Source organism: Inquilinus sp. NPDC058860 (assembly GCF_042743185.1).
Lineage (GTDB): Bacteria > Pseudomonadota > Alphaproteobacteria > DSM-16000 > Inquilinaceae > Inquilinus.
In genome coordinates this window covers 42,033-63,949 of record NZ_JBHYMS010000045.1, presented here as the reverse complement: position 1 = coordinate 63,949, position 21,917 = coordinate 42,033, and the positions used below count along the sequence as shown (strand labels likewise).

The 21,917-nt window shown below is 71.9% G+C and carries 16 protein-coding genes; 6 read left to right on the top strand and 10 right to left on the bottom strand.

The annotated features are described in order from the left end of the window. A partial coding sequence (locus tag ACFW16_RS26000; RefSeq protein WP_380310549.1) for a phosphopantetheine-binding protein occupies positions 1-782 on the top strand: 782 nt, incomplete at its 5' end. Further along, the gene (locus tag ACFW16_RS25995; protein WP_380310547.1) at positions 779-4,828 is read left to right on the top strand and encodes an amino acid adenylation domain-containing protein; all 4,050 of its coding nucleotides are present in this window, start codon (positions 779-781) and stop codon (positions 4,826-4,828) included. The genes ACFW16_RS26000 and ACFW16_RS25995, both read left to right, overlap by 4 nt. A 15-nt stretch (positions 4,829-4,843) precedes the next feature. Here the strand turns inward: ACFW16_RS25995 and ACFW16_RS25990 are convergent, their stop codons facing one another. The 8 genes from ACFW16_RS25990 to ACFW16_RS25955 all read right to left on the bottom strand — a co-directional run bounded on the left by ACFW16_RS25990 (position 4,844) and on the right by ACFW16_RS25955 (position 15,159). Continuing rightward, complete coding sequence (locus ACFW16_RS25990) at positions 4,844-5,662, bottom strand: ATP-binding cassette domain-containing protein (RefSeq protein ID WP_380310545.1); 819 nt, start codon at positions 5,660-5,662, stop codon at positions 4,844-4,846. Then, positions 5,659-6,381, bottom strand: coding sequence for a siderophore-iron reductase FhuF (gene fhuF, locus ACFW16_RS25985; protein ID WP_380310543.1), 723 nt, complete (start codon positions 6,379-6,381; stop codon positions 5,659-5,661). Before fhuF ends, ACFW16_RS25990 begins: the two co-directional genes overlap by 4 nt. A gap of 7 nt (positions 6,382-6,388) precedes the next feature. Next, entirely contained in the window at positions 6,389-8,395 is a 2,007-nt protein-coding gene (gene fhuB, locus ACFW16_RS25980; protein ID WP_380310539.1) for a Fe(3+)-hydroxamate ABC transporter permease FhuB, read from the bottom strand. Then, on the bottom strand, positions 8,388-9,284 hold the full coding sequence (locus tag ACFW16_RS25975; protein ID WP_380310538.1) for an ABC transporter substrate-binding protein: 897 nt from the start codon (positions 9,282-9,284) through the stop codon (positions 8,388-8,390). The genes fhuB and ACFW16_RS25975 overlap by 8 nt, the downstream gene beginning before the upstream one ends. Before the next feature lie 7 nt (positions 9,285-9,291). Beyond that, a complete protein-coding gene (locus tag ACFW16_RS25970; protein WP_380310536.1) occupies positions 9,292-11,520 on the bottom strand; it encodes a TonB-dependent siderophore receptor in 2,229 nt (742 codons plus the stop codon). A 207-nt stretch (positions 11,521-11,727) separates the two neighbouring features. Beyond that, complete coding sequence (locus tag ACFW16_RS25965; RefSeq protein WP_380310534.1) at positions 11,728-12,273, bottom strand: DUF4142 domain-containing protein; 546 nt, start codon at positions 12,271-12,273, stop codon at positions 11,728-11,730. A gap of 37 nt (positions 12,274-12,310) precedes the next feature. Then, positions 12,311-13,048: an endonuclease/exonuclease/phosphatase family protein gene (locus ACFW16_RS25960; RefSeq protein WP_380310532.1), complete on the bottom strand. Its 738-nt coding sequence runs from the start codon at positions 13,046-13,048 to the stop codon at positions 12,311-12,313. Next, positions 13,045-15,159, bottom strand: a complete 2,115-nt coding sequence (locus ACFW16_RS25955; protein ID WP_380310530.1) for a VTT domain-containing protein — start codon at positions 15,157-15,159, stop codon at positions 13,045-13,047. The genes ACFW16_RS25960 and ACFW16_RS25955 overlap by 4 nt, the downstream gene beginning before the upstream one ends. Before the next feature lie 210 nt (positions 15,160-15,369). On the opposite strand from ACFW16_RS25955, the gene ACFW16_RS25950 reads away from it, so the two are divergent. The 3 genes from ACFW16_RS25950 (at position 15,370) to ACFW16_RS25940 (ending at position 18,923) form a co-directional block, all read left to right on the top strand. Continuing rightward, positions 15,370-16,809, top strand: coding sequence for an FAD-binding oxidoreductase (locus ACFW16_RS25950; RefSeq protein WP_380310528.1), 1,440 nt, complete (start codon positions 15,370-15,372; stop codon positions 16,807-16,809). Then, complete coding sequence (locus ACFW16_RS25945; protein WP_380310526.1) at positions 16,806-17,579, top strand: FadR/GntR family transcriptional regulator; 774 nt, start codon at positions 16,806-16,808, stop codon at positions 17,577-17,579. Before ACFW16_RS25950 ends, ACFW16_RS25945 begins: the two co-directional genes overlap by 4 nt. A 66-nt stretch (positions 17,580-17,645) precedes the next feature. Next, positions 17,646-18,923, top strand: a complete 1,278-nt coding sequence (locus ACFW16_RS25940; RefSeq protein WP_380310525.1) for an SLC13 family permease — start codon at positions 17,646-17,648, stop codon at positions 18,921-18,923. Here the strand turns inward: ACFW16_RS25940 and ACFW16_RS25935 are convergent, their stop codons facing one another. Continuing rightward, positions 18,924-19,256 carry a hypothetical protein gene (locus ACFW16_RS25935; protein WP_380310523.1) on the bottom strand — a complete coding sequence of 111 codons (333 nt, stop codon included), beginning with the start codon at positions 19,254-19,256 and terminating at the stop codon, positions 18,924-18,926. Positions 19,257-19,427: 171 nt separating this feature from the next. Here ACFW16_RS25935 and ACFW16_RS25930 point away from each other — a divergent pair, with 171 nt between their 5' ends. Continuing rightward, the gene (locus ACFW16_RS25930) at positions 19,428-19,934 is read left to right on the top strand and encodes a ferritin-like domain-containing protein (RefSeq protein ID WP_380310521.1); all 507 of its coding nucleotides are present in this window, start codon (positions 19,428-19,430) and stop codon (positions 19,932-19,934) included. Between the two features lie 21 nt (positions 19,935-19,955). Here the strand turns inward: ACFW16_RS25930 and ACFW16_RS25925 are convergent, their stop codons facing one another. Continuing rightward, entirely contained in the window at positions 19,956-21,884 is a 1,929-nt protein-coding gene (locus tag ACFW16_RS25925; RefSeq protein ID WP_380310519.1) for a glycoside hydrolase family 127 protein, read from the bottom strand. Positions 21,885-21,917: the final 33 nt, after the last annotated feature.

Genomic DNA, 21,917 nt, shown 5'->3' with positions numbered 1-21,917 from the left:
GGGTGGCCGGGGAGCTGTACATCGCCGGGGTGAACCTGGCGCGGGGGTATCTCGGCCGCCCCGACCTGACGGCGGACCGGTTCGTGCCGGACCCGCAGGGACCTGCGGGCAGCCGGATGTACCGCTCCGGCGACCTGGTGCGGCGGCGCGGGGACGGGGCGATCGAGTATCTCGGGCGGCTGGACCATCAGGTGAAGCTGCGCGGCCTCAGGATCGAGCTCGGCGAGATCGAGGCTGGCTTGCGCTCGTGCCCCGGCGTGCGGGATGCGGTGGTGGTGCTGCGGGAGGGCCGGCTGGTCGGCTATGCCGCCGGCGATGTTCAGCCCGACGAGGCCGGGCTGAAGCAGCACCTCGCGGCGCTGCTGCCGGAGTACATGGTGCCGTCGCGCATCGTGATGCTCGCGGCCCTGCCGGTCTCGGCCAACGGCAAGCTGGACCGCAAGGCGCTGCCGGATCCGGAGTGGGAGAGCAGCGCCGACAGCCGGGCCGAGCCCGAGGGCGAGACCGAGCTGGCCATCGCCCGGATCTGGCAAGACGTCCTCGGCCTCGCCCATGTCTCCCGCCACGACGACTTCTTCCAGCTCGGCGGGCACTCGCTGGCCGCCATGAAAGTGCGGGCGCTGCTGCTGGAGCGGCACGGCCGCGCCCTGCCGATCCGCCATTTCTTCGACCATCCCACCCTCGCCGGGCTGGCCGCCAGCCTGGATCTGTCCGCCGGCGCCGCCGGGCAGCGGCTGGACGACATGGACGCGTGGATGAGCGAACTCGAGGACCTGACATGACCGTCGATGCCCAGCAGATCGCCCGCCGCTTCGCCGCACTGGCGCCGGATCGCCGCCGCGCCTTCCTGGACAAGCTGGCCGAGCATGGCGTCGACTTCGCGTCGCTGCCGATCGTGCCGGTCGAGCGCGGCGGCGACCTGCCGCTCTCCCACGCCCAGCGCGGGCTGTGGCTGACCTGGCAGCGCGACCCGGCCAGCCCGGCCTACACCATGGCCGGCATCCTGTCCCTGTCCGGCGACCTCGACTCCGCGGCGCTGCAGGCGGCGGCCGGCGATCTCGTCGCCCGGCACGAGGCGCTGCGCACCACCTTCGGCATCGACGCCGAGGGCCGGCCGGTGCAGCGCCTCCACGCCGAGCTGCCGCCGCCCTTCGCCGTCCGCGACCTGCGCGCGACAGGGGAGGTGGAGAGCGACGCTTGCGCCGAGGCTCTGGCGCGGCAGCCCTTCGATCTCGAGGCTGGGCCACTGCTACGCTTCGAGCTGCACGCGCTGGCCGACCGTGAGCACCGGCTGGTCCTGGCCCTGCACCACATCGTCGCCGACGGCTGGTCGATGGGGCTGATCATCCGCGACCTCGCCGCCCTCTACGCCGCCCGGCGCGACGGCACGCTGTCGGGCCTGGCGCCGCTGGCGCTGCACTATGCCGACTACGCCGCCTGGCAGCGCAGCTGGCTGGAGGCGGGGGAGGAGGCGCGCCAGCTCGACGCCTGGAAGGCGGCGCTGGGCGACAGCCACCCGCCGCTCGACCTGCCCTTCGACCGGCCGCGGCCGGCGCAGCGCAGCGACGCCGGGGCGACGCACCGCTTCCGGCTGCCTGCGCCGGTGAGCGACGGGCTGCGCGCCCTGGCCCGCGGCCGCAACGCTTCGACCTTCATGGCCGTGCTGGCGCTGTTCAAGCTGCTGCTGGCGCGGAACGGCGGCGGCGACGACATCCGGATCGGCGCGCCGCTGGCCCATCGCGGCCGGGCCGAGACGCATCCGATGATCGGCTACTTCACCAATGTCGCGGTGCTGCGCACGGTGCTGGACCAGCGCCGGGGCTTCACCACACTGTTGGACCAGGTGCGCGAGGGCCTGCTGGCCGCCGAGACCCGGATCGACGTGCCCTTCGACATGGTGGTCGAGGCGCTGGCGCCGCCGCGCCAGGCCGGGGTGCTCCCGCTGTTTCAGGTGAAATGCACCGAGCAGGCCGATGCGCCGGGGGGCGGCGACTTCGCCGGGCTGGCGATGACGCTGCGCGGCCTCGGCAGCGGCGCCGCGCATTTCGACCTCAGCCTCGACTTCACCGACCGCTCGGATGGCATCGACATCCTCATCGCCTACACCACCGATGTGTTCGACGCGGCGACGATCGAGCGTCTGACGGCGGATTTCTCGGTCCTGGCCGAGGCCGTCGTGGCCGCACCGGATGGGCGCCTGGCCGATCTCTCCCCGGCCCCGGCGCCGGACACGTCCTTCGGTCCGGACAGCGCCGAACCGCCGGCCGATCTGATCACCGCCTGGCGGGCGCAGGCGGCAGCGCGGCCGGAGGCGGTCGCAATCCGGCACGAGGAGCGCTCCTACACGCGGGCGCAGCTCGACCGTGCCTCCGACCGGCTGGCGCGGCGGCTGGTCGCCCGCGGCGTCCGTCCCGAGGACCGCGTGGCGCTGCAGATGGGGCGCACGCCGGAATGGGTGCTCGGGATCCTCGGCGTGCTCAAGGCGGGCGCGGCCTACCTGCCGCTCGACCCCGCGGCGCCGGTCGAACGGCGGGCCGAGCTGGTGGCCGACAGCGGCGCCCGCTGGCTGCTGGTCGATGCCGAGACCCCCGAAAGCTTCGGCCGCGAGGTGCTGCGCCTGTCGCTGGACGACCAGGCCGACGAGACCTCGATCACGCTGCCCGAGCCGGTGCCGGACCAGGCCGGCTGCCTGATCTACACCTCGGGCTCGACCGGCAGGCCCAAGGGCGTGGTCGTCACCCGCGGCGGCATCGCCGACTACGCCCGCGGCGTGCTGCAGGTCCTCGGCCTGCCCGAAGGCGCGCGGATGGCGATGGTCTCGACCGTCGCCGCCGATCTGGGCAACACCGTGCTGTACGGCGCGCTGTATGGCGGCGGCGAGCTGCATCTGATCGATCCGGCCCGCGCCTTCGACCCGGACGGCTTCGCCGAAACCATGGCGGCGCAGCGGATCGAGGTGCTGAAGATCGTGCCGAGCCACCTGCAGGCGCTGCTGCAGGCGCGCCGGCCGCAGGATGCGCTGCCGGCCCACACGCTGGTGCTGGGCGGCGAGGCCACCGGCTGGCCGCTGCTGCAGCGGATCCGCGAGCTGGCGCCGGGCTGCCGGGTGATCAACCACTACGGCCCGACCGAGGCCACGGTCGGCGCGCTCTGCCAGCCTGCCGAGAAGGCCTGGCGTTCGGCCGGCACGCTGCCGATCGGCCGGCCCCTGCCGGATGCCGCGGCGCATGTGCTGGACGATCATCTGAATCCGGTGCCGGCCGGGGCGGCGGGCCAGCTCTATCTCGGCGGTCCCGGCGTCGCGAGCGGCTATCTCGGCCGCCCAGACCTGACCGCCGAGCGCTTCGTGCCCGATCCCTTCGGCGCGCCCGGCGCCCGGCTGTACCGCACCGGCGACCGGGTGCGGCGGCTCAAGGACGGCAGCCTGGAATTCCTCGGCCGGGCCGACGACCAGGTGAAGATCCGCGGCTACCGGGTCGAGCCGGGCGAGGTGGCGACCGCGCTGCGCGGCCTCGAAGGCGTCGCCGACGCGGCGGTGGTGGCGCTGCCGGCGGAAGACGGTCGTCTTCAACTCGTCGCCTATGTCGCGGCGCCGGCCGGCGCGGATCTGGAGGCGGTGAAGGCCCGGCTCGCGGCGCGGCTGCCGGACTACATGGTGCCGGCGGCCTGGGTGCGTCTCGACGCCTTGCCGGTCACCGCCAACGGCAAGCTCGACCGCAAGGCGCTGCCGGCGCCCGCGGCGGCGAAGCCGGCCGGCGACCCGCCGCGCGGCGAGACCGAGCAGGCGCTGGCCGCTCTCTGGTCCGGCCTGCTGGGCACCGACGCGATCGGCCGCGACGACAACTTCTTCACCCTCGGCGGGGATTCGATCCTCAGCCTCAAGCTCCTGGCCCGGATCCGCAAGCAGGGGCTGGCCGGGGGGAAGGCGCTGACCCTGGCCGACATCCTCAATGCCCGCAGCCTGGCCGATCTTGCGGCCCGGATCGCGCCGGAGCCGCCGAAGGGGCCGGAGGTGGTGCACCTGCAGCAGGGTGGAGACGGCGTGCCGCTATACTGCCTGCCCGGGCTGATCGTGAACTCGACCGAGTTCGCCTCGATGGTCGCGACGCTGGGCGGCGACCGCCCGGTCACCGGCTTCGTCAGCCATGTCTATACGCAGCAGCGTTGGCGCGGCTACGACATGGCGGCCCTGGCCGGGGAGTTCGCGGCCCATATCGAGCGCACCGCCGGCGGGCGCTGCGCCCTGCTGGGCTGGTCCTCCGGCGGCGACCTGGCCTTCGAGACGGCGCATCGCCTGAAGGGGCGGGTGGCTGTCGAGTTCCTGGGCCTGGTCGACGTCTTCGAATCCGTCGACTTCCGCACCGACCGGCGGCCGGCGGCGGAGGAGCGGCAGCGGGCCGCGGCCTTGCTGGAGCAGTGGCTCGGCCGCTCGGCCATGGCGGCGCAATGGCGGTCCCTGTTCGGTCTGATGGACGAGGCCGAACGGGCGGCGCTGGACGACCATGTCCTGGCCCATGCCGACAGCCTGCCGGCGGACGGGCCCGACCTGACCTCGCGCGAGTTCGAGCTGTGGGCGATGCTGGACAAGCGGTTGCGCGCCGCGCGCTACCAGTACCGGCCGCTCGACCTGCCGGTCCATGTCTGGCAGGCCGAGGATTCGCTGGGCCGGCCGGAGCGGCTGCGCGACTGGAGCCTGCTGGCGCCGGTGGCGGCGCTGGCCCGGGTGCCGGGCGCCACCCACCTCGACATCATCCACGCGCCTGACTTCCAGTCCGGCGTCCGCGAGGCGCTGCGCGCGGTCGACTCCATGGCTGTGGCGGCTCAGTAGCCGAGGAACCGCCGGTCAGTGGGGATAGCTGATCGGCGGGCCGCCGGCCGGGTTGGGCAGGATGCCCATCGGGATGCCGTAGATCGCCTGCAGCCGCTCCGGCTGCAGGATCGTATCCGGCGCGCCGCGAGCGATCAGCCGGCCGGAATGCAGCGCCACGATGTCGTCGCAGAACCGCGCCGCCATGTTGATGTCGTGCAGCACCACCACGACGCCCAGCCCCCTGCTCCGGCTCAGCCGCTGCACCAGTGCCAGGACATCGACCTGATGGGCGATGTCGAGGGCGGAGATCGGCTCGTCCAGCAAGAGGCAAGCCGCGTCCTGCGCCACCAGCATGGCCAGCCAGGCACGCTGCCGCTCGCCGCCCGACAGGGTCTCGACCAGCCGGTCGGCGAAGGGAACGATGTCGGTCAGGACCATCGCCTCCTCGACCTTCTCGCGGTCGGCGGCGCCGAAGCGGCCGAGCGCGCCGTGCCAGGGATAGCGCCCGAGCGCCACCAACTCGCGCACCAGCAGGCCGGAGGCGGGCGGCGTCTGCTGCGGCAGATAGGCAACCCGGCGGGCGAAGGCGCGGTCGCCCCAGTCCCGCAGCGGCCGGCCCTCGAAGCGGACCGTGCCGGCGCTGGGCGGCTGCTGCCGCGCCAGGAGCTTCAGCAGCGTCGACTTGCCGGAGCCGTTGTGCCCGATCAGTCCGGTGACCCGGTGTGGCGCGAGCGTCAGGTCCAGCGGCTGCAGCAGGGTGCGCCCGGCCACGGCGAAGGCGGCCTGCGTCAGCTCGAACATCGCCGGTGTGGCGTCGGTCTCGGCCGCGGGCGCCGGGGCGGTGTGGTTCATGCCGGTCTCGCTTTCTCCAGCGGGCAGGTCGAGCACAGCTCCAGGCCGGGGATCAGATAGCGGATGCAGCAGACGCGCCGCAGCCTCCTCCGCTCGCCGTCGCGCTCGACATAGCGCACCGGCTCGAACAGCGGGTTGCCGCGCCGGCCGGGCCAGTCTCGGCTGGCCATCAGGACGCGGGCCTGGGCCGGGCCGGGGCCGCGCGCCATGCCGGACGCCTCGATCTGGCGCAGCAGGTTCTCGAACAGGTTGCCGACATTGCTCCACAGCACCTTCGCGGTGGCGCCGCTCTGGGCCGCGAGCGCCCGGATCAGCGGCTCGATATGCCGGTCGACCAGCGGCCCGAAGCGCTCGAAGCCGTCGGCCGGGGCGGTCCGGCCGCCGTCATGCGGCAGCTTGAATCCGGCCGTCTGTCCGTCCGGCGCCACGATCACCTCGATTTCATCGAGATCCGTGGGCAGCCCATGCTCCAGCAGCAGGCTGGCCGCCACCACCGGGGTCAACAACATCCAGAAATGCCATTTCGCCCACAGCGAAGCCACCGCCCGCGGCTCCGGCTGGTCGTAGCGCCGGGCGAAGCGCTCCAGGATCGGGCCCAGCGTGGCGGGGTCGAGCAGGGCGGATCCCCGGATCCCAGGCCGAGGATCGTCGGCCAGCATCAGCCGGTCGGCGAAATCGGCCAGCGGGCCGACGAAGATCGGGGCGATCGCGTCGATCATGGAGGTGTCATGCCGGCCGTCGTCGCTGCATCAGCCAGATGAAATACGTGCCGCCGACGAAGGTCGCAACCAGTCCTGCCGGCACCTGCCAGGGAAAGGCGATGGTGCGGCCCAGCCAGTCGGCCAGCACCATCAGCCCGGCGCCGAGCAGCCCGGCCCCCAGGATCTGCGGCGTCGGCCGCCGGATGCCGAGCATGCGGACCATGTGAGGCGCCATCAGCCCGACGAAGCTCAGCGGGCCGACAGTCAGCGTCGCCCCGGCCGTCAGCGCCGCGGTCAGCAGCAGCAGGGCGGCCCGGCTGCGGGCCAGCGACAGGCCCAGCGAGCGGCCGGTCGCGGCGCCGAGCGGCAGGATCGCCAACCAGCGCCCGGCCAGCGGCAGGATCAACGTGGCGGCGAGAGCGAGGCCGCAGGTGATCGCGGCGTCGCGGGCGGAGACGCCGTAGGTCGATCCGGACAGCCAGCCCAGCAGCAGCGCGGTCCGCGGGTCGCCGCTGAACAGCAGCGCCACCACGAAGGCGCCGGCGATGGTGGTCAGCGCCGCGCCGGCGAGCAGCATGTGCTCGGAGGAGAAGGCCGATCGCCGCCCGAGCGAGAGCACCGCCAGCAGCGCCGTCAGTGCGCCGAGCCCGGCCACGCCGGTCAGGGCCAGGCGGTCCAGCCCAGGCATGGCGACGGCGGCGAGGATCAGCGCCAGCGCCGCGCCGGAGGAGACGCCGAGCAGCTCCGGGCTCGCCATGGCGTTGCCGGTCAGGCGCTGCAGCACCACGCCTGCCGTCGCCAGCATGAAGCCGGCGCCCAGCGCCGCGGCGACGCGCGGCGCCCGCCAGGGCAGCAGCAGGTCGAGCTCGCCGCCCATGCTCCACTGCCAGCCTTCCGGCGTGCGGCCCAGCGCCAGCGCGGCCCAGACGACCAGGCCGAGCAGCAGCAGGGTGCCGCCGACCCAGGGCCATGGATGCCGGCGGCGATGGTCATCGGCGGCCGAACGGTCGGGCCGGGCCTCGCCCGCCGCCGGACGCAGCCGGCGCAGCAGCCACAGCAGCAGCGGCGCGCCGAGGATGGCGGTGACGGCGCCGGTCGGCACCGCGCCGGCGGCGTCGACGAACTGCATCAGCTGGTCGGTCAGCGCCAGCAGCCCGGCGGAGACCGCGGGGGCCCACACCAGGCGGTCGCGGAACCGGCGGGCGCCGGCCAAGCGGGCGATCGCCGGCCCGGCCAGGCCGATGAAGCCGATCGGCCCGAGCAGGGCGGCGACCGAGGCGCTGAGCAGCACCGCCACCGCGATCGCCGCCAGGCGCGCCGCCGCCGGCGACAGGCCGAGGCCGCGGGCGCCGTCCTCGTCGAGGTCGAGCAGGGTCAGCGGTCGCAGCATCAGCACGCCGGCCAGCCCGGCCAGGGCCAGGCGCGGCGCCAGGGCCAGCACCACATCCCAGTTGTTCTGGTTCAGCGATCCGCCTTGCAGAACGAGCAGATCGGTCAGGGCCTGGTGGTTGAACAGCACCAGCATCTTGCTGCCGGCGTCGAGATAGAAGGTGACGACCAGCCCGGCCAGGATCACGGCGATCGGCGCCAGCTTGTGGCGCCAGCTCAGCAGCATGATCAGGACCATCGCCGCGGCGCTGCCGAGCAGGGCCACGGCCTCCTGTCCGGCCTCCAGCAGCGACGGCGCCGACAAGGTGGCGGCGATCAGCGCCAGCTTCGCCCCGGCGAAGACGCCCAGCGTTCCGGGTTCGGCCAGCGGATTGCGCAGCGCCTGCTGGAACAGCACGCCGGCGAGGCCCAGCGCGGCGCCACCCAACAGACCGACGACCAGGCGCGGCAGCAGGCTGTACTGCGCCAGCATCTGGCGCATCTCGGCCGGATCGGGCGCGGTCAGGGCCCGCTCCCACTCCGCCACGGGCAGCAGCGCCCGCAGATGGTACAGGAACAGGGCCAGGGCGGCACCGATCAGCAGCGCCGCCAGCAGGGCCGGGCGGCCGGTCGGCGCCGGCCGGGGCAAGGCGAGATCAGCCATTCGGGGTTCCCTGGGCCGGCAGGACCTGCGCGAGCTGCCGGGCGAAACGGATGGCGGAGGCCACCCCGCCGTTGGGATAGACCACCGGCATCTCGATCACCCGGCCCCGGCGCACGGCCGGCAGGGCGGCCCAGAGCGGGCTGGCCGCGAGCTGCCGCAGGGCGCGTTCGGTCTCGGCGCCGCGGTCGAAATGGATCAGCCGGGCCTCGGCGTCGCCGGCTAGCTGCTCGATGCCGATCGAGGTGGTGCCCCAGACATTGGTCCGCCCGGTCCAGGCGTTGCGCAGGCCCAGGCGGGACAGCACGTCGCCGATCATGCCCTTGCCGCCGAAGATCGCGGCGTGGCGCCCGTCCTCCATGAAGCGGACGACATAGACCGGCCGGTCGGTCCAGGGTTCGATCACGCGGCGCGCCTCGGCCAGGACGGCGTCGGCGCGATCGGACCAGGAGCGTGCTTCGGCGTCGCGGCCGGTCAGCGCCGCCACCCGGATCAGCAGGTCCCGGGCATGGTCCAGCGCCGGCTTCTCGGCGGAGAAGCTCGGCAGCCAGGCGACCGGGGCGATGCGTTCGAGGTCGTTCTGGCCGACCTCCGCCCAGGAGGGGGCCAGGATCAGGTCGGGCCGAAGATGCTGCAGCAGCTCGAGGTTGGGTTCCTGCAGCGGGCCCAGATCCGGCACGCCGTCCGGCAGCCTCGGCTCGGCCACCAGACGGTCATAGAGCGGGATGTTGCCGACCGCGGCGGGGGTGACGCCGAGCGTCAGCAGCGTCTCGGTCAGCAGCAGGTCGAGGCACGCGACCCGGCGCGCCGGTCCCGGAGCCTGCGCGCGCGCCCGGGCCGGGCCGGCGAGGGCCAGCCCGATCCCGCCCAGGAACCCGCGCCGGTGCAGCATCACATCATCACCAGCGGTAGCCCAGCGAGGCCGAAATGGTGAAGGGCTCGCCGTAGCGGCAGCCGCCGATGTCGACGCAGGTGATGTAGTCCGTGTCGAACAGGTTCTTGGCGTTGAGCTGCAGCGTGGTCCCCGTCAGGCGCTCGTCGAGCGCGCCGAAATCGTAGGCGATCATGGCGTCCACCAGCATGCGGCCCGGCACGTCCTCACGGACCTTCCCACCGGCGTCTTGGCCGCTGGTATAGAAGCCCGGGATGTTGATGGAGCTCAGATATTGCAGGCCGGCGCCGATCGTCAGGCCCCTGAGGCCGAGGCCGTCGAGCTTGTAGTCGGCCCAGACCGAGACATTGTGATACGGGACCAGGGCCAGACGCTCGTCCTTCAGCTGGCCTTCCATGTTGCGCGCGTCGGTATAGCTGTAGGCGCCGACGAGGTTCAGCGCTCCGATGCTGGCCCGGGCCTCCAGCTCGATACCCTGCGACCGCACCTTGCCGGTCTGGATCGAGAACAGGTTGTTCTCCGGATCCGTCATCAGGACATGGTCCTGGTCGATCCGGTAGATGGAGCCGCTGACCAGGAAGTTCTCGCCCGCCGGCTGATAGCGCAGCCCGGCCTCGTACTGGTTGGCCTTGCTCGGCTCGAACTGCCTTCCGTCGGCACTGACGCCGGAGCTCAGTGCGGTCGGGTCGAAGGACTGGCTGAAGCTGAGATAGGGCGCGAGGCCGTTGTCGAACAGGTACAGCAGCCCGACGCGGCCGGTGAAGGCGCTGTCCGAACGGCTCTGCTTCCGGTCGATGCCCAGAAGGTCGAGCGTGGCCTGATTGCGGTAGCTGTTGTTGTAGGCGTCGGCCCAATCGTAGCGGCCGCCGAGCACCAGGATCAGCTTGTCGTAGATCTTCATCTGGTCCTGGAAATAGACGCCGATCTGCGAGCCCGAGTTCTTGAAGCCGGTGTTGTTGCTGTTGACGGTGACGTTCGCGTCATAGACCGGGTCGTAGATGTCGCCGAGCGGGCCGACCGAGCCGCCGAAGCGATTGGTGTCGTAGCTGACGCCGTAGGTGTTGACGCCGGCCAGGAGCGTGTGCTGCACCGGTCCGGTCTCGACCTTCGCCTCCAGCGAGGTGTCGGTGGTGAAGCCGTTTGACACCTCGTCGCGATTGATCACGCCGCGGGTCAGGGAGTTGTCGGGCCTGAGCGCTCCGTAGCTCAGATAGTTCCAATCCACCTCGGCATGGTAGTAGCGCAGGGAATTGCGCAGGGTCAGGCTGTCGTTGAATTTGTGCTCGAGCTGGTAGCCGAGCGTGTAGCTCTCGCTGTAGTACTTGTCGTAGCCCTTCTGGCCGATGAACAGGTCGCGCGGGATCTTGCCTTCGCGCAATTCGGTAAAGGGCATCGGCGGCGCGAAGCGGGTGTAGATCTCCTGATAGTCGCTCAGGAAGGTGATGGTGGTCGCGTCCGACGGCCGGAAGGTGAGGGCCGGGGCGATGTAGAACTTGTCGTCCGGCACGTGATCGACCCAGTTGCCGGAATCGCGCCACAGACCGGTCAAGCGGTAGGACAGCATGCCGTTGTCATCAATCGGGCCGCCGGTATCGCCGGAGAACTGGGTCCGGCCATAGCTCCCGTATTCGGCGTTCAGCTCGTGGAACGTCGTGTCGGTCGGCCGCTTGCTGATGGCGTTGACCACGCCGCCGGGGGTCAGCTGGCCGTAGAGGACGGAGGACGGACCGCGCAGCACCTCGATGCGCTCCAGCCCGTACGGCTCCTGGTTGCCGTCATAGACGTTCGACTGCAGCCGCAGCCCGTCGCGCAGCATCCCGGATGCGCCGGTGGACACGTTGAAGCCGCGGATCATGAAATCGTCGTTCAGCCGGCTGTAGGCGCCGGACTGGAAGGTCACGCCGGGGGTGTAGGTCAGCGCCTGGGACAGGGTCTCGGCGTTCGTCGCCGTGATCTGGTCCTTGGGGACCACCGAGATCGCCTGCGGCGTCTCTATCAGCGGCGTGGCGGTCTTGGTGGCGCTGAGGCCGGTGTTGGCCACGAAGCCCTGCACCGGGCCGGTCGGGTCCTCGCCCTGGCCGGTGACGACGATCGGGGCCAGGACGACGCCGTCCCCGGGCTGCGTCTCCTGCGCCTGGGTCTGCGGCTGCGCCGGAGGCTGAACCTGCGTCTGCGCCTGCGCGGATGTCCCGACCGATCCGCCGGCCGCGACGAGAATGGTTGTCGTTAGCAACATCCGCACGCGATCGCGCGCGCCGTATCCAGCACCCATGCCACCCCATCCTTCTTATTCGGAACCGCGGACGCCGGCGGCCTGCGCCACGCCCGTCGTGAAATGTCGGTTGCTCAATTATCAAGAATAATAATGACTCGCAATCTCATTTCATGAAGATTTTCATCGAACTCGACGGATCGGCGAACCGCATCCGGCATCGCCCGGTCGTCAGGCCCTGCTGAGCCGGTCGAGGATGGTCTGGGCCTGATCAAGGTGGCGCTTGACGATCGGCACGAGCTGGGTCGCGATCGCCTTCAGCGCGGGGTTGGCGCCGAAGCTGCTGTAGTCCTGCTGCAGCTTCAGCGCCGCGGTGTGGGCTTCCACCTGGATCCGCATGTACAGCCGGTCGAAATCCTGCTCGGTCGCGTTGGCGAGATCCTGCAGCAGCTGGTCGTGCCGCGCGTCCACGCCGGTCGGCAGGGAGGTGGCGAGAGTCTGGCCTTTTGCCGCGTCCGCCAGCTGCTCTCCGGCCTTCATGTGGTCGTCGATCATCATCCGGGCGAAGCTGCGGACCTCGTCGGAGGACGCCTTCTTCAGCGCCGCCTGGGCGGCCGAGATCTCGAACAGGTCGCTGATCGCGGTCTCTCGGACATAACCGGCGGCGTCGGTCCGCACCGGCTGCGCGGCGGTGTTGCCGCTCTGCGCCGATGCGGTCGGGACGGTCGCGAGGCAGGTCATGGCGGCGACGGCCACAACCGCCGGGAGGCGTCTCATGGTCGGCTCCGTGCTGGAGGCAGTCGGTCCTGCCCGGTCAACGAGACGGCCGGATCGCGGGTTCCGACGCCATGGGCACCGGGTCGACCCGGATTTCGGCGATCAGCGGCAGATGGTCCGAGGCATGCCGGCCCTCCGGATCGACCCAGCTGCGCAGCAGGGCATGGCGTGGCCGGCAATACACCCGGTCCAGCGTCAGCACGGGGCAGCGGGCCGGATAGGTGCGCTGCGGCGTGCGGGCCGGCAGCACCTCGGCCAGCAACCGCCGGACGGCGCCGTTCCAGGTCCAGTCGTTGAAATCGCCGAGCATGACCGAGGTCCGCGCCGCGCTGTCGGCGATCCGCGCCAGCATCGCTGCCTGGCGGCGCCGTTCCGAGAAGGCGAGGCCGAGATGGACCGAGGCGAGGTGGAGCGGGCCGGCCGGAGCCGAGACCATGGCCTCGACGGCGCAGCGCGGCTCCCGGCGGGAATGGGTCAGGTCGTGCAGCTGGATGGCCGACAGCGGCCAGCGGCTGATCAGAAGATGTCCGTAATGCCCGTCCGGCGCGACGATGGTCCGCGCCGCGGCGGTGTGGGGGCCGAGCGCCGTGGCGAGCAGGGCAAAGGGGGAATCGGGGCCGTTGCCGCGGCCGCGCGAATCGACCTCCTGCAGGGCGACGATGTCGGGCTCGTGCCGCCGGACCAGGGCGACCACGCGGTCGAGGTCGTAACGGCCGTCCGGGCCGATGCCGGCATGGATGTTCCAGGTCAGAAGGCGGAGCGGCGCGTCCGTCACGACTGCGAGCGCCGCCTCCGGCTGACCAGCGCCTGCAGCCCGACGGACAGCGCGATCCAGGCGGCCAGAACCGCCAGCAGGACGCCGATCTCCGCCAGGGACGGATCGCGCAGGATCGACAGGATGCGGTCGCCCAGCGTCGACAGCACCAGCAGCCCGGGCGCCAGGCCGAGGGCGGTGCCCAGGACGAAGTCGAGGATCGGGATCCGTGCCGCGCCGGCGACCAGGTTGACCAGGGTGAAGGGCGCGACCGGCACCAGCCGGATCGTGGCGACGGCGACCACCCCGCGGCGGGCGATGCCGTCGCGGATCCGGTGCAGTCGCGGGCCCATGACGGCGCGCAAGGCATTCTCGCCCGCCATCAGGCCGACCAGATAGCCGGCGAGGGCGCTGGCCAGCGCGCCGGCCCCGGCATAGGCCAGCCCCGGCCAGGCGCCATAGGCGGCGGCCGTCGCGGCGATCAGCACCGTCACCGGGAACATCACCATCCCGCCCAGCACGAAGGCGGCGACGACCAGCGGCGGCCCCCAGCCGGTTCCCGCAAGGCCGTGCAGGGACTGCTGCAGCCGCTCCGGCTGCGCCCAGCCGGCGAGGTCGGTGGTGCCCCAGGCCAGCGCCAGCAGCAGGGCCGCGACGACGATCGGGGCGATGCGCAGCAGGCCGCGCCAGCGCGCCTTGACCGAAGCCAGGGCGCGGTCGATCAGGCCGGTCGCCGGCAGCGGGTGGCGAGGGTCGGCGAAGCCGGCCAGGGTCCAGCCCCGCTCGTCCGCGATCGGCTGATGGTCGTCGACCGGCACCAGGTGGCGTTCCGTCCCGGCGGCCGCGATCGCGACCAGCAGGGATCCGGTCTCGCGGATTCGCCGATCCATCTCCTCCGGCTCGACCCCGCAATGCTCGGCCAGCAGACGGGTGCGGATGCGCCGGATGGCCCGGCGCTCATCGGCATCGGTGGCCTCGAGAGTCAGGTCGCATTCGCTGTCCACGCCCATCGAGCGGTTGCAGAGATTGGCGGAGCCGACCCGCAGCAGCCGGTCGTCCACGATCATCAGCTTGGAATGGACCATGACATCGGCCGTCGTACCGTCGCGGCCGGCCTGCGGGTGCAGCAGCCTGACCCGCCCGGCGACGCCGGCGGCGCGCAGGATCTCCATGAACCGGATGCGCCCGGGGGCCATGGCGCGATGCTCGACCCAGCTGTGGTGGATGCGTGGGGCCACGATCACGGCCTGCAGCGCCGGGACGTCCTGCATCCGGCGGGCCAGGCGCTCGGCGATGCGCGCGGAGGTCAGGAACTGGTTCTCAATGTAGATCGTCTCCCGGGCCGCATCGATCATGTCCTCGAACAGGGCCTCGATCTCGCGCGCCTCGCCCTCACCGGGATAGAGCGGCAGCGTCCGGGAGATGCCGACGGCGACGTCGTGGAAATCCGCCTCGACCTGCTCGGGCCACGGCACGGACCGGGCGGCGACCGCCGGCAGCGCCTCGTATGTCGCGCGCTCCCAGCGCCAGCGGGCGAGTTCGGCCAGAGCCCGCGCCGCGGGGCCGTCGACGGCCATCTGGACATCATGGAAGGGCGGGTAGGCGACACCGGCCGGGTCGACCCGGCCGGGATGCTCCGGCTGGTGGGACGAGGTGTCCCAGCGACGGATCGTCAGGTCCAGTCCGCCGACGAAGGCAACCGCATCGTCGATCACGACGATCTTCTGGTGGTGCGAGGAGCCGACCGGGATCTCGTCGTCGAGGCACAGCTCTATCTGCGGCGGCGTGCTCCATTGCAGGGCGAGGAGCGGCAGGGGCTCGCGCTCCAGCGCGTAGTACAGCGAGTAGTTCCAGAGCAGCAGCTTGACCGACAGCTCGGGCCGCTCGCGGACCAGGGCGCAGAGGAAGTCGCCCAGCGCGGCCGGCAGCCCGTCCTTCGGCTCGCCCTCCGGTCCGACCAGGGGTGTGCGGCTGTCGATATCCCAGCCGATCACCAGGATCCGGTGTTTCGCCTGCCGCATCGCCGAGCGCAGCGCCCCGAAATAGGCGGCGGCGTCGATCAGCACCGCGGCCCGGCCGGCTTGCTCGATCCGCCAGACGTTCCGCCGCGGCCGCAGCACCGATGTCTCCACGGGGCAATCCGCTTCCTGGTCGACGGCCGCGGTGCTTCGAATGACCCTCACGGCGTGGGATCCCTCGCTTCCTGTCCCTGCCCAGTCAACGCGCGAAGGAGGGAAAAAGTCACCGCCGCTCCGGCCGGCTGCGATCTCCGTCGCGCCGGGGGCCTTGCCAGGGGTCTTCACCTGCCATAGGGTATCGAGGTCACTGACTGACATGGTCATATGATGAATTTGGCCCCGCATGGCGATCTCGTGGCCCGTCTGCGCGCCGCGCTGCCCAAGGGCGTGCTCGACGATCCGGCGGATCTCGCCGGCTTCGTGACCGATTGGCGCCGCCTGCACTCGAACCCGGCGCTCTGCGTCGTCCTGCCGACCAGCACCGCCGAGGTCGCGACGGCCGTCCGGCTGTGCGCCGAGGCCGGCGTGGCGATCGTGCCGCAGGGCGGTAACACCGGCATGGTCGCCGGCGCGGTCCCGGTGGCCGGGATACCGCAGGTGATCCTGTCGCTCCGTCGCATGACGGCGGTGCGGGCGGTCGACGCGGTCGGCGACAGCATCACGGTCGAAGCCGGCGTCACGCTGCGGGCGGTGCAGGAGGCGGCGGCCGCGGTCGGCCGGCTGTTCCCGCTCAGCCTCGCGGCGGAAGGCACGGCCCAGATCGGCGGCGCGGTCTCGACCAATGCCGGCGGCCTGCAGGTGTTGGCCTACGGCTCGATGCGGTCCCTCGTCCTCGGGCTCGAAGTCGTGCTGGCCGACGGGCGCGTCTGGGACGGGCTGCGGTCGCTGCGCAAGGACAACACCGGCTTCGACCTCAAGCAGCTCTTCATCGGCTCGGAGGGGACGCTCGGCATCGTCACCGCCGCCTGCCTCCGGCTGTTCCCGGCGATCGTGCAGCGCGCCACCGCGCTTGTCGCGGTGCCGTCGGTCGCACGGGCCGTCGACCTGTTCCAGGCGGTGCGCGGCCGCACCGGCGGCGCCCTGACCATGTGCGAGTATGTGGCGGGTGACGCCATGCGGCTGGTCGCCCGGCAGGTCGCCGATGCCCGGCCTCCCTTCGACGCGCCGGCCTATGTGCTGATCGAGCTGTCCTCGCCCAGCGACCAGGACCCGATCTCCCTGACCCTCGAGCAGGTGCTGGGGGAGGCGCTGGAGGCCGGCACGGCCCAGGACGCGGTGATCGCCCAGAGCGAGCGGGAGAGGGCCCGGCTGCTGCGGCTGCGCGAGGAGATCTCCGACGCCGAGCTCGCGTCCGGCGGCGCGGTGAAGCACGACACCACCGTCCCGATCGCGCTGATCCCCGAGATGGTCGCGGCGACCGAGGCCCTGGTGCGGGACCGGTTCCCCGGCTGCCGGCTGAACGTCTTCGGCCATCTCGGCGACGGCAACCTCCACATCAACGTCATGCCGCCCGAGGGCCAGAAGGTCGCCGAGCTCGGCCCGCTCTACCGGACCATCACCGAGGCGGTGGAGGAGCTTGCGATGGCGCGCGGCGGCAGCTTCAGCGCCGAGCACGGTATCGGCCAGATGCGGGCCGCGAGCCTGCTCCGCTTCAAGGGCGAGGTAGACCTGGAACTGATGCGGACCCTGAAGTCCTCGCTCGACCCGAAGCACATCCTCAATCCCGGCAAGATCCTGCCGAGCGTCGCTGGGAGCCGCGGTTGACCGTCGATCGCCAAATCCGGGACGTCGCAGGAGGCGAGCCGGCCGCCGGCCGCCGGCTCGGCCGGCCGGCGCCGCTGGCGGAACGGGTGGTCAAGGCGCTGCAGGAGGATGTCGAGACCGGGCGTCTCGCGGCGGGGGACAGGCTGCCGACCGAGCCCGGGCTGGCCGCCAGCTTCGGCGTCAGCCGGACGGTGATCCGCGAGGCCGTGTCCCGCCTGCGGGCCGACGGCATCCTGGTCAGCCGGCAGGGGGCCGGGGTGTTCGTGTCGGACGCGCCGCTGCAGCGGTCCTTCCGGATCCGCGACGAGGAGGTGACGAGCGGCCCCGCTCCGCGCGAGATCTTCGAACTGCGGCTCTGCCTCGAGGTCGAGGGGGCGGCGCTGGCTGCGGTGCGGCGCACAGACGCCGATCTGGAGGCGCTGGCCCATTGGCTGGAGGAGATGGACCGAACCAAGCATGGCGCCGATTTCGGCGTCGCCGCCGACATCGAATTCCATCGCACGGTGGCCGCCGCGAGCGGCAACGGCAAGGTCGCCGATTTCCAGCGCTACCTGTCGGTCCTGCTGCGCCAGAGCGTGTCGGTGGCCCGCGGCAACACGCTGAAGCAGCCGGCCCTGGTCGACCGGGTGATCGACGAGCACCGCCGCATCCACCGCGCCATCGCCGGCGAGTCCGCCGCCGCGGCGCGCGAGGCGATGCGCCGGCATCTGCTGGCGGCGGCGCGGCGGCTCGGGCTTCTCGACGAGGCCGAGGCCGCGCGGCTGCGCTGACGCGCATCTTGCCGAAAGGCCGCCGGCTCGGCTAACGAAGGACCGGAACCGAGAGTCGATCCCGACATGAGCATGCTGACCGACGGCGCCGCCGCCACCTGGGGCATCGCCGCGCTGGCGACCGGCGGCGTCATCCTGCGGCCCTGGCGCCTGCCCGAGGCGATCTGGGCGGCCGCCGGCGCCGTGGCGCTGGTCGGGTTCGGCCTGCTGCCGGCACCGGAGGCCCTGGCGGCGATCGGCAAAGGTACCGATGTCTACCTGTTCCTGATCGGCATGATGCTGCTGGCCGAGCTGGCGCGCACCGAAGGCCTGTTCGACTGGGCGGCGGCGATCGCGGCGCGGCAGGCCCGCGGATCGGCCAGCCGGCTGTTCGGGCTGACCTATGTCGTCGGCATCGTCGTCACCGTGTTCCTGTCGAACGACGCCACCGCCGTGGTGCTGACGCCCGCGGTCTATGCCGTGGCGCGGGCGGCCGGGGCGGCGCCGCTGCCCTATCTCCTGATCTGCGCCTTCATCGCCAACGCCGCCAGCTTCGTGCTGCCGATCTCCAACCCGGCCAACCTCGTGGTGTTCGGCAGCCAGATGCCGCCGCTGCTGACCTGGCTGTCCTGGTTCGCCCTGCCGTCGGCGCTGGCGATCGGGGCCACCTTCGTCGCGCTGCGCCTGACCCAGGCGAAGGCGCTGCGTGCGCCCATCGCCACCGGCGTGCCGGTGCCGGCCCTGCCGCCGGGCGGCCATATGGCGGCCTGGGGCCTCGGCGCCACGGCGGTGGTGCTGCTGCTGGCCTCCGCCTTCGGGCTCGATCTCGGTCTGCCCACGGCGCTGGCCGGCCTCCTCACCACCGCGGCGGTGCTGCTGCATCGCCGTGCCGCGCCCTGGGAGCTGCTGCGCCGCATCTCCTGGGAGGTGCTGCCGCTGGTCGCCGGGCTGTTCGTGCTGGTCGAGGGGCTGGACCGCACCGGCGTGGTCCATCTCCTCGCCGCGACGCTGCAGGACGCTGCCTCCCGCTCGGTCGACGGCGCGGCCTGGGGCACGGGCGCGATCGTGGCGGTGGCCACCAACCTGATGAACAACCTGCCAGCGGGGCTGATCGTGCAGTCGACGCTGGCTCAGGCCCCCCTGGGCCAACCGCCCATTCCGCCGCAGATCGCGGGCGCCGCGCTGATCGCCATCGATCTCGGCCCGAACCTGTCGGTCACCGGCTCGCTCGCCACCATCCTCTGGCTGGTGGCCCTGCGCCGCGAGGGGCTGGAGGTCGGGGCGCTGCAGTTCCTCCGGCTCGGCCTCGTCGTGATGCCGCCGGCGCTGCTGCTGGCCCTGGCCGGATTTCTCCTCCCCTGGTGATCAGGCCAGGCTCCACAGGGCCAGGATCAGCACCACCACGAAGATCAGCGCGAACAGGAAGGCGATGGCATAGATCGGCCGCAGGGTCTGCGGCAGCCGCGGATCGGATGTCGCGGGGCCGCGTGCGAGCTCGGTGTCCGGCGGGCGCCCGATCGCTTCGCGGCGGCGGGCATCCCGGATCTCCTCGGAGGTGGGCGGCATGCCGGCGGCCTCGTCGTCGGTGCCCAGCGGCGCCGCGGCCGGGTCCTGCACCGGGATCTTGTCTCCGGTCAGGCCGCGGTCGATGTCCCGCCGCAGCTGTTCCGCGCTCTCCTTCCGGCTGGGCGAAGGCATTCCGAGCTCCGAGATGGCCAAGCTCCGAGATGGCCGCTATCAGGCCAATGGCCGCGGCCCGCCGCCGGTTCCGGCCGCGGGGCGGCGTCGCAATTTTCGGCGGGCGGTCGAACGGGTTCCGGCAAGGTGCTGTTGAGCCTTCAAGACGTATCGGAGCGACAGGAGAGCGCGATGACCGACCCGAGAGAGCATCTGACGCATTGGCTGCGCGACGCCTATGCGATGGAGAGCCAGGCCGTCTCCCTCTTGGAGACGCAGATCGACCGGCTCGAGACCTATCCCGAGGCCAGGGCGAAGGTGCAGGAGCATCTGCAGCAGACCAGGCGGCAGCGGGAGGACGTGGAAAGCTGCCTGGCGAAGCTGGGCGCCGACCCGTCCGACCTCAAGGTCCTGGCCCAGAAGACCATCGCCAACGTCCAGGGCCTGTTCCACTCCATGACCGAGGATGAGGTGCTGAAGCACGCGCTCGGCAGCTACTCCTTCGAGCAGTTCGAGGCCGGCAGCTACCGCATGCTGGCGGCGGCCGCCCGCGAGGCCGGGGAGCCGGGCATCGCCGAGACCTGCGAGCGCATCCAGGCCGAGGAGGAGGCGATGGGCGACTGGATCTGGCAGCAGATGCCGGCCCTGACCCAGGAGTATATGAGCCGCTCCGAGGTCGGGGTCACCGCCAAGCGCTGACGCTGGTCTGGGTGCGGCCGGTCAGGCCGTCCGCACCCAGACCAGCATCTCCCCGGGGTCGCGGTTGTCCCAGGCGTAATAGGGCACGGCCTTGATCCTGACCGGATGCTCGGGCGGCGGGGCGGTGCGGTAGAGGTCGTCGCCCCAGTCCGACACCGGCTGCGCCCGGGCTTGGCCCTCCAGCGTCACCACCCCGCCCAGCAGGCCGGGCTCGTGGCGTGGGGTCAGCCTGGCATCCGCCGGCAGCACCAGGCTGTTGAGCGGCACGCCGTTGTCGACGCCCTCCAGGCAATAGACCAGCGGCCCGCGCCGGATCGCGGCCCGGCCGGCATCGTGCCGGATCTCGGGATGGGCGTGGATCCGCTCGACCGCCAGCTCCAGGTCCAGCTTCACCGTGTCGCCGGCCGTCCAGCGCCGGGTGAGCGCCGCATAGCCGCTGCGGGTGACGGCGGCCAGGTCCTGCGGCTCGCCGTTGATCGACAGCGTCGCCTTCCGGCACCAGCCGGGAATGCGCAGATGCAGGGTGAAGACGGCCGGTGCCGCCGGGTGGACCGTGATGGCGACGACGCCGTCCCAGGGATAGCGCGTCTCCTGCACCAGCCGCACCTTGCCGCCGGCGACGTCCAGCGTGGCGGTGCTGTCGCCGTAGAGATGGATGGCGATGCCGTCCTCCGACTGGCCGTACATATAGCTGCCGATCGAGGCGGTCAGCCGGGCGATGTTCGGCGGGCAGCAGGGGCAGCGGTGCCAGGTCCAGCGGTGATGGCCGCCGCGGCTCTCCAGCGGGTTCTCGTAGAAGAAGGTGGCGCCGTCCAGCGACAGGCCGGAGGAGGCGCCGTTGTACAACGCCAGCTCCATCATATCGGCGTAGCGCGCATCGGGGCCGAGGCCGAGCATCCGGCCGGCCCAGAACACGAGGCCGACCGCGGCGCAGGTCTCGGCATAGGCGCTCTCGTTCGGCAGGTCGTAATCGGCGGTGAAGCCCTCGTTGTCGGCGGAGGGGCCGAGGCCGCCGGTGACGTAGAGGCGCTTGCTCGTCAGGTCGCGCCACAGCCGCTCCAGCGCCAGGCGCAGGCTGTCGTCGCCGTACTCCATCGCGATGTCGGCCATGCCGCTATAGAGGTACATGGCGCGGACGGCGTGGCCGACGACCTTGTCCTGCTCCCGCACCGGCACATGCGACTGGTTGTACTCGTAGGTCTTGAAAATGTAGTCCTCCGGGTCGCGGCCCTGCTCGCGCGCCTCGGCATCGTAGAAATGCGGCTGCCGGCCGCGCTCGTCGATGAAGTATTTGGCCAAATCCATGTATTTCTGCTGGCCGGTGACGCGGGCCAGCTTGACCAGCGCCAGCTCGATCTCCTCATGGCCGCAATAGCCGCGCTTCCGGCCGGGTCCGGTGCCGAGCACCGTGGCGACGTGGTCCATGAAGCGGCACATGATGTCCAGCAGTTGGCGCTTGCCGGTGGCCTGGTAATAGGCGACGGCGCCCTCGATCAGGTGCCCGGCGCAGTACAGCTCGTGGCAGTCGCGCAGATTGGTCCAGCGCAGCCCCGGCTCGATCCGCTGGTACCAGCTGCTGAGATAGCCGTCGGGCTGCTGCAGCCGGCCGTACAGCTCGATGACGTGGTCGACCTTGCGCTCCAGCTCCGGGTTCGGGGTGCGCTGCAGGCAGTAGGCCGCGGTCTCGATCACCTTGCCGAAATCGGAATCCCAGAACATCTGGGCGGTGACCAGCCCGCCGTGGAACGGGATCTTGACCCCCGGCGCCGGCTGGTCGGGATCGATCTGCTGCAGCATCCCGGCCTCCTCGCAGCGCTGGTACAGCGTGTCGGCGGTCCTGGCGCAGACGGCGTCGATGCGGCCGCCCCAGAAGCCGCGGACCTCGACCTGCGGCACGGCGGGCGGGCGGAAGCGGGCGCGGGGGGCAATCTCGGCGGCGGGGGCGGTCATCCGGAACTCCATCGATCGGTCGGTCAGGGAATG